Below are 10,926 nucleotides of genomic sequence, written 5' to 3'. Positions count from 1 at the left end.
GCCTCTTGACAATGTCCTGCTCATATTAAAAGGAACGTCCCCAAGTGCCGGCACGAAAAAGACAGCGCTGCGGGAAACGATCCACAGCACTGTCTTTCTTTATGCAAATACGATCAAGTTATCCCTGTGTATCGCCGGCTTCTCGGCCAGGTCTGCCAGCAGGCGGTTGCTAGCGATCTGGTCCTGGCGGCGACCGGCAGCAAGCTCCAGCACGTTCGAATCGGCCTCGGCGATACCGCGAGCGACGACCATACCGCTCGGATCGCACACATCGAGCACATCGCCCTCGGCAAACTGGCCATCGACCTCGCGAATACCCACCGCAAGCAGGGAAGAGCCACGGCTGACCAGCGCCTTCGCGGCGCCGTCATCGACCGTCACCGAGCCGTGCGCCTTGTCACCCAGCGCGATCCACAGCTTGCGGGGCGCAATATCCAGGCGCTCCGCCGGCGGGTCGAACAGCGTACCCACGCTCTCGCCGCGGGCGAGGCGCACGAGCGCATTGGACTCCTCGCCCGAGCAGATCACGCTCTGAATGCCCGCCGTCATCAGAATGCGGCTCGCGCGAATCTTGGTGATCATGCCGCCCGTGCCCACCGATGTGGAAGAATCGCCCGCCGAGGCGATAATCTTGGCATCGATCTTATGCACGACCGGGACAAACTCGGCCGTCGGGTCCTCATGCGGATTGGCGGTGTAGAGGCCGTCGATGTCGGAGAGCGTCACGCACAGATCGGCAGAAACCAGGCAGCTCACAAGCGCCGCCAGCGTGTCATTGTCGCCAAACTTGATCTCATCGACGGTGACGGTATCGTTCTCGTTGACGACCGGCACCACGCCAAGCTCCACTAGGCGCAGCAGGGCATCGCGCGCGTGCAGGTAGGACGTACGGCGCGCCGTGTCGTGGCGCGTGAGCAGCACGAGCGAGGTGAGCAGGTCGCGCGCATGAAACTCCTCGTCGTAGGCCGACGAGATGATGCACTGGCCGGCCGAAGCGCATGCCTGCAGGCTCGGCAGATCACCGACCGGCTTGCGGTCGAAACCCAGCACAGGATAGCCACAGGCAATGGCGCCGGAGCTCACCACGACCAAGCGCCAGCCGAGCTTGCGCAGCGCTGCGGCCTGATCGGCCAGGCCACCGATAAACGCGCGGTTGACCTTGCCATCGGCACCCACCACCGTGGACGAGCCGATCTTTACCACCATCGTTTTATAAGAAGTCGTCATACGTCAAACCAATCGAATGTCGAGCGTTCGGGCGAACGGGCGAGCGAGAAAATGATCCGCTTTCCTCCGTCCCCTTCGGATCATTTTGCCCAGGGGAAGGCCGATGCCGCGGCCATGTTCTTGCGCACGAGCTCGTCGCGCACCCGGGCCAGGCCCTGCTCCATGCCCACCACATAGGTCTGCGGGTACAGGAAGCGCTTGAAAGCGGCGTCCAAATGGTCAAGCGCCCAAGCACAGCGCTCGCGCGCGTCCTGGATGCTCTCACGCGGAGCCACCGCACTGCCATCGCGCACGATCGGCACCAGCAGTTCGCGATACTCAAGTTCGGACACGTCGGTCACCAGGGCGGCATCGTTCACGGCCACGAGGGTATTGCCGCGCGCGGCGCCCTCCCCTGCCAGATGGTCCTCGTCATAAATCATGTCGCAGACCGGGCCACCAAAGCCGTCGTAATAACGGCGCACGCGTTGCACACCCGGGATCGTGCGCTTGTAGGGCTGCTCGGAGAGCTTGACCACCGGCGTCCACGGATTTGCCTCGCTCGCACGGCGGGCGGAAAGCTTGTACACGCCACCCAGCGCCGGCTGGTCATAGCAGGTCGCAAGCTTGGTACCCACGCCAAAGCTGTCGATGGGCGCGCCCTGGTCGAGCAGCGACTGAATCGTGTACTCATCCAGATCGTTAGAAACCGAGATCCCCACATAGGGCAGGCCCTCGGCATCAAAACGGCCGCGAACATACTTGGAGAGCTTGGCAAGGTCACCCGAATCAATGCGAATAGCCGACAGGCGCTCGCCCACCGCCTCCATCTCCTTGGCAACCGTAATGGCATGCTCGCAGCCCTCGCGCACGTCATAGGTGTCGATAAGCAGCGTACAGTTCTTGGGGCTCGACTTGGCAAAGGCACGGAAGGCCTCGAGCTCGGAATCGAAGCTCATCACCCAGCTGTGCGCATGCGTGCCAAAGACGGGAATACCGTAGCGGCGGCCGGCGAGCACATTGGACGTAGAGGAGCAGCCGGCAACGTAGCTCGCGCGCGCGACGCCAAGGCCGCCATCGGGACCCTGAGCGCGGCGCAGGCCAAACTCGGCAACGGGACGGCCGTCCGCCGCCAGCACCACGCGTGCCGTCTTGGTGGCGACAAGCGTCTGGAAGCCGACGATGTTGAGCAGCGCCGTCTCGAGCAGCTGGCACTCCAGCGCGGGGCCGGTGACGCGCACCATGGGCTCGCGCGGAAAGACGAGCTCGCCCTCGGGCACGGCGTCGATGTTTACATGCGCACGAAAATCGCGCAGGTAGTCGAGGAATCCAGGCTTGAACATCGCGCCGCCGGCAGGGGCCTGGAGCGAGGCGAGGTAGTCGATGTCCTCGGGCGTAAAGCGCAGATTCTCGACCAGCTCGGGCAGTTCGGCGGTGCCACACATGACGGCATAGGCGCTGCCAAAGGGATGGTCGCGGTAAAACGCGGTAAAACAACCCTGTTCATTGGCCTTGCCGCTCTCCCACAGGCCCTGGGCCATAGTGAGCTCGTACAGATCGGTAAGCATTGCGATGTCGGCGGGATGAGAGATATCGGTCAAAGCCATGGGGCGACCTTTCGGATGCGTTGTGCAGAGGTTGAGGGTTGGACGAGAGCAGAGTGTTCGGGCATGGCACCCGATGTAAATCGGTTAGAGCAGGCCCATGCTGGTCAGGATCGTGTAGCCCATAAAGATGACAAACGCGATGAGGGCAAGGACAATGATGATTTTTTGAGCCGGCGCCATGCCAGGGATCTCCTTCTCGCCCGTAGGCTCCTTGGAGGTAACCATGCGCTGGGCAAAGGTCATCTCGTCACGGCTCGGTTTGGGCTCGACGGACTTGGAACGAACGACCTTTTTAGGCTGAGATTTGGGCGCGGCAGGTGCAGGCTTCGCAGCAGCGGGCTTGAGTGCGGGCGCGGGCGCCGGCGCGGATGCGGCGCTCGCGGCGACCTCCTCGGCCTTCGCACGCTCGGCACGCAGGGCGGCCAGCTCCTCACGCTCGCGGCGTGCCTCTTCCTGGGCCTCGCGACGAGCCTTCTCGGCGCGGAGCTCTTCCAACTCGGCGCGCTCCTCGGAAGACAGTGGTTGGGACTCAAGCTCGGCCATGGTGCAGCCCTTTCTTTCAAAAAAAGCCGCCGACACAATGTCGACGGCTTATCAAATCCAAGGGTGGAGACGAAGGGAGTCGAACCCTCGGCCTCTGCCATGCGACGGCAGCGCTCTCCCAACTGAGCTACGTCCCCAGGACAAGTCGATATTTTACCTACGGCTCGCCAACTGTCAACGCCCAATAACCAGTCTTTTTGGGACGGGGCTTTTTTGACTACTTTTCGAGCGAGCGAACCAACCGATGATTTTTTAATCCCCGTCCCAGAAAAATCATCGACGAACGCACTACTTTGCGCTGGTGAGGACACCAGTGGTGTCGAAGGCCGGGGTGAAGCTCTCGTCTACCGCGCCGCCCTCTTGCCAAAACATCGTCGTAAAGCCCAGGTCGTCGGCATGGTCGAGCACCAGCTCGTACTCCTCGCGCGTCACGGCGCGCGCCAGGTCGCCGCCCTGCTCGCGCATGAGTGCATTGGGCGTGTACTGGTTCATGACCGAGATCGGCACGTCGCCCACCGTCTGCCACACCAGGTCTAACACGCGGCACGAGTCATCCGCATGCCCCGGCAGCACCAGGTGGCGCACGATGATGCCGCGCTTCATGAGCCCGCCCTCATCCACCAGCTCCCCCCCGCGGCGATCGATCTCGCGCGCCATCTGGGCCAGACCCGACACGGCCACGCGCGGGTAGTCCTTAATATGAGAAAGCGACTGCGCAAGCCCGGCATCGGCATATTTAAAGTCGGTGAGCCACACATCGACCAGGTCGCCCAGCGCCGCCACGGCACTCGCGCGCTCGTAGCCACTCGTGTTGTAGACGATCGGGATGACCAGCCCGCGCGTCCGCGCCGCAGCAATCGCGGCAGGCAACAGGTGCGCATAGTGCGTCGCCGTCACCAAATTGATGTTGTTGGCACCCTGGTCCTGCAGTTCCAGCATAATCTCGACCAGGCGCTCAGGCGAAATCTCAAGACCGAAATTGCCGGTCGAGATCTCGTGATTCTGGCAGTAGATACATTTGAGCGAGCAGCCGCTAAAGAAGATCGTGCCCGATCCGGCCTCGCCCGAGATAGGCGGCTCCTCCCACATATGAAGCGCCGCGCGGGCCACCTTGAGCGTGTCGTTAGCACCGCATACGCCGCGCGCGCCCTCATCGCGCGCCGCACCGCAACGGCGCGGACACAAATGGCAGGCGGGCGAAAAAAGTTCGGTCAACGACGTCGGCATAAAAACATGCTCCAAAACAACGATTCAGCAGCTCAAACGTAAAGGGCCAGGCCGCGTAGACGGCTCCGTCCCTAAGGCGCCGTAATCGTCCGACACGATTTTTGTAATGTCAAGACTGGAATCCACAAAGTGCCGCTTTATGATGTAGGTATTCCGCCCCCCGCGGAGCAACTGGGTGAACCGTCGCGTTTATTTAGGGAGCCCACACAGTCGTACCTAGTACAGGTATCCTTCGTTGTTAAGGACGCTGGAACAGTCGATGAGGGCACCCACCTGTTTTAGGTGGGTTCATTTTCGTAACGTGGGGGGTGGTTTTCTTTTGCCGATTTTTCTGAATACCGCCACTGCAGGCCCCACATGGACGCTCAGTGGCATCCAGCAGAATCCCCACCAACATCCCAATATCTGGTAAGCGCGTGATAATCGCACGGTGCAAACCTCCGCACCCCCTCGGTCGAGTATCATGGGTCAGCTACGCCTTTTTGCGCAGCAACCTTTGACCTTTTCCTTCGACGCTTGGCGGTTTTTAGATTCATGGCTTTATCCCCGAGCTACATACCGTATCTATGCGTGGCAGCGGCGGCCTTTATCACGACCTTCCTCACGGTGCCCCTGGTCAAGCGCTTGGCAATTAAGCTCGACGCCGTCGACTATCCTTCTAAGCGCCGCATCAACACCAAGCCCATCCCGCGTTTGGGCGGAACGGCGGTGTTTTTGGGCCTGGTCGTTGCCTGCATTGTGCAAATCCTAGGCACCTGGCACCTAGGCTGGCCGCCCGTCCTGGTGCCGCACCCACGCCTTCACATTAGCTATCCCATGCTGGCGCTCTCCTTTACCGTCATCTTTGCGACCGGCGCTATCGACGACGTCTATCAGCTCAAGCCCAAACAAAAACTGGCCGGTCAGGTACTCGCCGCGCTCATCGCCTGTATCGGCGGCTTGCGGATCGTCGTCATCGTCAACCCGTTTGCCCCCGGCGAAATCATGCTCGGATGGCTCGCCTACCCCATCACCGTGATCTATCTGGTGGCATTCACCAACATCATTAACCTCATCGACGGCCTCGACGGCTTGGCCACAGGCATCTGCGGCATCGCGTCGTTCACCATGTTTTCGATGGCCGTTCTCTCGGGGCGCATCGACGCCGCCGCGCTCTCCATTGCGCTCTTTGGCGCCTGCCTGGCCTTTTTGCGCTACAACTTCAACCCCGCAAGCATCTTCTTGGGCGACTCGGGGTCGCTGCTTCTGGGCTTTGCGCTGGGCTCCATCTCGCTGCTCAACGTGAGCCGCACCGCCGCGCTCACCTCGCTTATCATCCCGCTCATCGTTGCCGGCGTGCCCATCATCGACACGTTTAGCGCCATCGTGCGCCGCAAGCGCGCCCACATTAGCATCGGGCAGGCCGACAAGGGCCACATCCACCATCGCCTGATTCAGGAGGGCTACAACCAAAAGCAGGCCGTACTGCTCATCTATGCCTGGTGCATCATGCTTTCGGCCGGCGCCGCCGCCATTAATCAGGTCGAGGTCCCCATGCGCGTGCTCATCTTTACCGTGCTCGCCATTGGCTCGGCAGCCTTCGCCAAGCACCTGCACCTGTTTGAGCCCGTGCTGCGCCACCATTACAACAAGCGCACGCACGAGGACGAGCTGGTAACCCCCGACGACCCCGCCTTTAAGCAGGAGGAGCAGGCGGCGGAAGAGCGTAAGGAAGAGCGGCACCACAGGCGCTAGGGTTTGCTGGCGAGGATGGGCTAAGGCGTTGGCAGCCGTTCGCGCGGACGGCGTGACGGACATGAAAGCCGGCTCCCGACAGTCCCTCGCTCACTCACGCCCACCCCTCAATAAACACGCTATCATCAAGACCTGCGAACGAACGTTAGGAGCAATCATGCCAAACGAGAACAGCTACGAAGTCGCGCTGCAAAAGAGCAACGCCATTCGCGAGGGCCTGGCCAAGACGCCCGAGAAGTTCACCATGCTCACCGGCGACCGCCCCACCGGCCGTCTGCACCTGGGCCACTACTTCGGTACCCTCAAGGGCCGTGTTGAGCTGCAGAACATGGGCGCCAAGACCAACGTGCTCATCGCCGACTACCAGGTCATCACCGACCGCGACACCACCGAGCACATCCAGGACAACGTGTACAACATGGTCATGGACTACCTTGCCTGCGGCATCGACCCCGACAAGACCATGATCTACGCGCACTCCGCCGTGCCCGCCGCCAACCAGCTCATGTTGCCGTTCCTGTCGCTGGTGTCCGAGGCCGAGCTGGCGCGCAACCCCACGGTAAAGGCCGAGATGGATGCCTCGGGCCACGAGCTCACCGGCCTTCTGCTCACCTACCCGGTGCATCAGGCCTGCGACATCCTGTTCTGCAAGGGCAACGTCGTGCCCGTCGGCCGCGACCAGCTGCCGCACATCGAGCTTACCCGCACCATCGCCCGCCGCTTTAACAACCGCTACGGCAAGGTGTTCCCCGAGGTTGACGCGTTGCTGTCCGAGACCCCACTGCTGCCCGGCTTGGACGGTCGAAAGATGAGCAAGAGCTACGGCAACGCCATCAATATTTCGATGACCGCCGAGGAGACGGCCAAGCGCATTAAGAAGAGCCAGACCGACTCCGAGCGCATGATCACGTTTGACCCCGAGAACCGCCCCGGCGTGTCCGGTCTGCTTTCGACAGCCGCCATCTGCACCGGTCGTTCCGAGGTTGAGATTGCCGAAGAGATTGGCATGGGCGGCTCCGGTCAGCTTAAGAAATACGTGACCGAGGCGGTCAACGAGTACTTCGCGCCGATCCGCGAGCGTCGCCAGCGCTATGAGAACGACCTGGACTATGTGAAGGACGTGCTGCACGAGGGCAACCGTCGTGCCAACGAGATTGCCGAGCAGACCCTGGCCGAGGTTCAGGACGCCATGGGTATGGTGTACTAGTCGAGAGCAATAAACAACACTCAAACTAAACCGCCGCGATGAGCACAATCCTCGTTGCGGCGGTTTTGTTTTCTTCAGAGGTCGGTCGCCGAGATATTCAGCCGCTTGGCAGAACCCCTAAGTCGCAAGCACCTTGAGGCTATATACTGTTAAGCAATGACACCCTATTGTTTAACATGCGGCAGCTTTTACGGCAGACCCGACCGACCGGAAGGAGTCCCATGAGCTCAGTTGCATTTTGTACCTGCAACGACCGGAAATGCCCATTTAACCCTGTCAACCACGACAAGGGCTGCACACCATGTATCGCTAAGAATCTGCACGAGCACGAGATTCCAACGTGCCTGTTCAACGCGATTTCTCCCGATCGGCTTGATGCCGATAAAGACGAGTGGTCGTGGCAAGCGTTCGCGCGGCATGTAGAAGCATATCTGGGAAGCGACAGCCCAAGAATCCCCGCAGGCGAAGAAGCGCCGCAGGGATTTACCAAGATCGGTTGCTGTAAGCGGGACTAACAATCAAAGTTAGTGCCCCCCTAAAACCAAACGTCAGTACCTCATTATGGGATAACAGACCTGATGGGTTTGCCCCATGCTTACAGGAAAGAAACCACCACAAAGGGGACAGGCACCTTTGTGGTGGTTTTAGCCACGGCAGAACCGTTAGAGTCCGGCAGGCCAGCGACAGGCGCCCAGATCGACGTGCATGTCGTCCTTAAACGCCACACCCTCCCCTAGCAAAAGCTCACGTTGAGCATCGGGACCGCCAAAAGCAAAACCCTCGCAAATGTGCCCGTCGGCAAACACCACGCGGTGACAGGGAATCTCGCCGGGGCGCGGATTGCTGTGCAGCGCATAGCCCACAAAACGCGCGCTCCGCGGACGACCGGCGAGCAGCGCCACCTGGCCGTACGTGGCGACCATCCCTTCGGGGATCTGCTCGACCACCTCGTACACCCGTTCAAAAAAGCCCTCAGACGCCATTGCTCACTCCTTTCCATCCGGAAAAGCATAAACCACCACAAAGGTGCCTGTCCCCTTTGTGGTGGTTTATGGCAGGTCGGTTAGTTGGTAGGCTGGAAGAAGGCTATGGCTACGGCGCCGGGACCTACGTGGGTGCCGATGGTGGCACCGATGGTGTGGACGGGCAGCTCGCCCTCGATGTGGCCAGCCCACAGCGCCGCACTGTCCTCAATATACTTCTTGAGCACCGCATCCGAAAGGCCCGTATAGCCGAGCGCCAACGGCATGGAAAAGTCGACGCCGCCCGCCTTTTCGACTTTCTGGTTGAGCAGGTTACGGCCGTTCTTAGAACCGCGTGCCTTGCCCAGCTGCACGATCAGGCCATCCTCCACAGCCACCACGGGCTTTACGTTGAGCAGCGTACCCACGGCGCCCGCAGCAACAGACAGTCGACCGCCGCGCACCAGATACTCCAGTGTCTCGAGCAGGCCGATAACCACAACTCGGTCGCACACGGCCTCGACAGCCGCCACAATCTGCGCCGCACTGCGGCCCTCGTCCACCAGGCGCAGGGCATACTCAACCAGCACGCGCTCGCCCAAGGTCACGTTATTGCTGTCCACGATAAACACGTCGCCGCCCGGAGCCTCGGCAAGTGCGGTACGGGCGCTCTGATTGGTGCCCGAAAGCTTAGCGCCCACGGTAATAATCACAGCCTCGTCGCCGGCCTCACGTGCTTCGGCAATCGCCTGCGAAAAGGCATACGGGTTGACCTGGCCGGTCATGGGCAGCTCATCGCGCTCCACGAGCATCTCGTAAAAACGCTGGTGGTCGATGTCGACGCCATCCATGTACACATCGGTGCCAAAGGTGACGGACAGCGGCAAAACGGCCAGCGCCGGATGCTCGGCCGGCGACATATCGCTTGCGGAATCGGTAATAATGCGGACAGACATAGTTGATCCTTTCTTGCGCGGGCCTCGCGCAGGGAATTTTGACAGCAATGCCCCGGCACGGCGAACGCGCTCAAACGGGACTCTGCAGTTGTTTATCGGAAGCAAATGCCCCAGCGGCTCTACAGCTCGCGCAGGGTGTTGAGAATCGTGCGCAACGACGCGTACATCTGCTCGCGCTGCTCCACGCCCATGGTCTTGCCGGTGGTGTCGAGCACTTCGCGAATAATGCGATCGGCCTCGTTCATGCTCTCGCCGCCCAACGTGGTCAGGCGAACCGGGGCACGGTATTTAACGGCAGCATCGCCCGAATCTTCGACCTCGACGTAGCCGCCCTCCTCCAGATGCGCCAGCGTGCGCGAGACAGCGGCACGGGTCACGCCTGCCATGCGGGCGAGGTCGGCCCCAGTCAAGCCGTCCTTGCTGCGCTCCAGATAGTACAGGCACATAACATCGGAGCCCTTGAGGCCCAGCCTTGCGCCCTCAGATGCCTTAATGCGCTGGATCTCCTTGTAGAGACCGCTGATCAGTCCGACAAAGTCCTCGAAACGTGTCTCGTCGCTCTGCTGCATGGGAGACAACCGCCTTTCGCTTGCATAATGCTAACGAGTAAACATCTTAGCCGTACTCAGCGACCGGCAGCCCCACGCGCCCCATTTGTTAACCCATCAACATAAAAACCACCACAAAGGGGACAGGCACCTTTGTGGTGGTTTTGACCGTCGAGTTTGATCCGCAGACTTCGCTACAGCTCCACGCAAGGATTGTCGCGAGTCACAAGCGTCTTGACGACAACCGTCGCTCCCAGATAGCGCTCAAGCAACTCAGCGAGGCGATCAACGGCAGCCTGGCAATCCCCCATCCGCTCGGGCTCCACGCACTCAATCGCCAGGAATGCATCGGCCGAATCGTCGGACAGCGCCGTGCGAACGCCGTCGCGCCAGTTCCAGCAGCGGCACACGGCGCCCGCATCGTCAATATAGGCGAGCTCGCCGGAAAGCGTCGGATCATCTGTCTCCTCGCCAAGCGGCAGGAACGCATCGGCGCCATCGGTCACCGCCAAGCGCAGATTGCCCTCAATCGCGTGCACATCCTCACCGCCAACAGGCAGCGCATAGGTCAGCGACACCGTGTTGTAGATATCCACCGCCGGCGTAATGTGACCGACCGGTTTGCCCTTGAGCACGCGCTTAAGCAGGTTCTCAATCGAACAACGCGCGCCCTTCTTAGTCTTGAACAGACGATACGCCTCGCGCCATGCCTTGACCGGCGCATTCTCGCTGATGGTATCGCTCGTCAGGTGACGCTCCGCATCGATATTGGCGCGGTCAAGCAGCGCGGCAATCGCATCCACGTCCTCCTGGGAAATCTGCGCCGCGGGCTTCATGCCCTTTACGACCACAACGCCGATAGCCGCCTGCGGAAACAGTTCCCAAAACGAATCCTCGGCAACGAAACTCTTCATGTGCTCTCCCTTCATAGCATGC

Annotated in this window: 11 protein-coding genes and 1 tRNA gene; 3 read left to right on the top strand and 9 right to left on the bottom strand. The window is 60.9% G+C overall.

Annotated elements, in window-relative coordinates:
- Positions 1 to 99 precede the first annotated feature (99 nt).
- The 5 genes from proB to DW029_RS10450 all read right to left on the bottom strand — a co-directional run bounded on the left by proB (position 100) and on the right by DW029_RS10450 (position 4,583).
- Positions 100 to 1,227: a glutamate 5-kinase gene (proB, locus tag DW029_RS10470; protein ID WP_117763103.1), complete on the bottom strand. Its 1,128-nt coding sequence runs from the start codon at positions 1,225 to 1,227 to the stop codon at positions 100 to 102.
- A gap of 80 nt (positions 1,228 to 1,307) precedes the next feature.
- On the bottom strand, positions 1,308 to 2,813 hold the full coding sequence (locus DW029_RS10465) for a nicotinate phosphoribosyltransferase (RefSeq protein ID WP_118346047.1): 1,506 nt from the start codon (positions 2,811 to 2,813) through the stop codon (positions 1,308 to 1,310).
- A gap of 84 nt (positions 2,814 to 2,897) precedes the next feature.
- Positions 2,898 to 3,356 carry a hypothetical protein gene (locus DW029_RS10460; RefSeq protein ID WP_118346046.1) on the bottom strand — a complete coding sequence of 153 codons (459 nt, stop codon included), beginning with the start codon at positions 3,354 to 3,356 and terminating at the stop codon, positions 2,898 to 2,900.
- A gap of 64 nt (positions 3,357 to 3,420) precedes the next feature.
- Positions 3,421 to 3,493, bottom strand: a tRNA-Ala gene (locus DW029_RS10455).
- Between the two features lie 151 nt (positions 3,494 to 3,644).
- The gene (locus DW029_RS10450; RefSeq protein WP_117743958.1) at positions 3,645 to 4,583 is read right to left on the bottom strand and encodes a radical SAM protein; all 939 of its coding nucleotides are present in this window, start codon (positions 4,581 to 4,583) and stop codon (positions 3,645 to 3,647) included.
- A 534-nt stretch (positions 4,584 to 5,117) separates the two neighbouring features.
- On the opposite strand from DW029_RS10450, the gene DW029_RS10445 reads away from it, so the two are divergent.
- The 3 genes from DW029_RS10445 to DW029_RS10435 all read left to right on the top strand — a co-directional run bounded on the left by DW029_RS10445 (position 5,118) and on the right by DW029_RS10435 (position 8,039).
- Entirely contained in the window at positions 5,118 to 6,317 is a 1,200-nt protein-coding gene (locus DW029_RS10445; protein WP_117743957.1) for an MraY family glycosyltransferase, read from the top strand.
- Between the two features lie 157 nt (positions 6,318 to 6,474).
- Positions 6,475 to 7,524 (top strand): tryptophan--tRNA ligase, encoded by a 1,050-nt coding sequence (trpS, locus tag DW029_RS10440; RefSeq protein ID WP_117794628.1) that lies wholly within the window; start codon positions 6,475 to 6,477, stop codon positions 7,522 to 7,524.
- A 221-nt stretch (positions 7,525 to 7,745) separates the two neighbouring features.
- Entirely contained in the window at positions 7,746 to 8,039 is a 294-nt protein-coding gene (locus DW029_RS10435) for a DUF6485 family protein (RefSeq protein WP_199570190.1), read from the top strand.
- A gap of 147 nt (positions 8,040 to 8,186) precedes the next feature.
- Here the strand turns inward: DW029_RS10435 and DW029_RS10430 are convergent, their stop codons facing one another.
- The 4 genes from DW029_RS10430 to DW029_RS10415 all read right to left on the bottom strand — a co-directional run bounded on the left by DW029_RS10430 (position 8,187) and on the right by DW029_RS10415 (position 10,904).
- Complete coding sequence (locus DW029_RS10430) at positions 8,187 to 8,507, bottom strand: MGMT family protein (protein WP_117735598.1); 321 nt, start codon at positions 8,505 to 8,507, stop codon at positions 8,187 to 8,189.
- A gap of 80 nt (positions 8,508 to 8,587) precedes the next feature.
- Positions 8,588 to 9,442, bottom strand: coding sequence for a DegV family protein (locus DW029_RS10425; protein WP_118273132.1), 855 nt, complete (start codon positions 9,440 to 9,442; stop codon positions 8,588 to 8,590).
- 119 nt (positions 9,443 to 9,561) lie between these two features.
- A complete protein-coding gene (locus DW029_RS10420) occupies positions 9,562 to 10,011 on the bottom strand; it encodes a MarR family winged helix-turn-helix transcriptional regulator (RefSeq protein WP_117735596.1) in 450 nt (149 codons plus the stop codon).
- Between the two features lie 173 nt (positions 10,012 to 10,184).
- On the bottom strand, positions 10,185 to 10,904 hold the full coding sequence (locus DW029_RS10415) for a B3/4 domain-containing protein (RefSeq protein ID WP_118099411.1): 720 nt from the start codon (positions 10,902 to 10,904) through the stop codon (positions 10,185 to 10,187).
- Positions 10,905 to 10,926: the final 22 nt, after the last annotated feature.

This window comes from Collinsella sp. AF38-3AC (assembly GCF_003474365.1).
Classification (GTDB): domain Bacteria; phylum Actinomycetota; class Coriobacteriia; order Coriobacteriales; family Coriobacteriaceae; genus Collinsella.
This window is presented reverse-complemented; position numbering and strand designations above follow the sequence as displayed.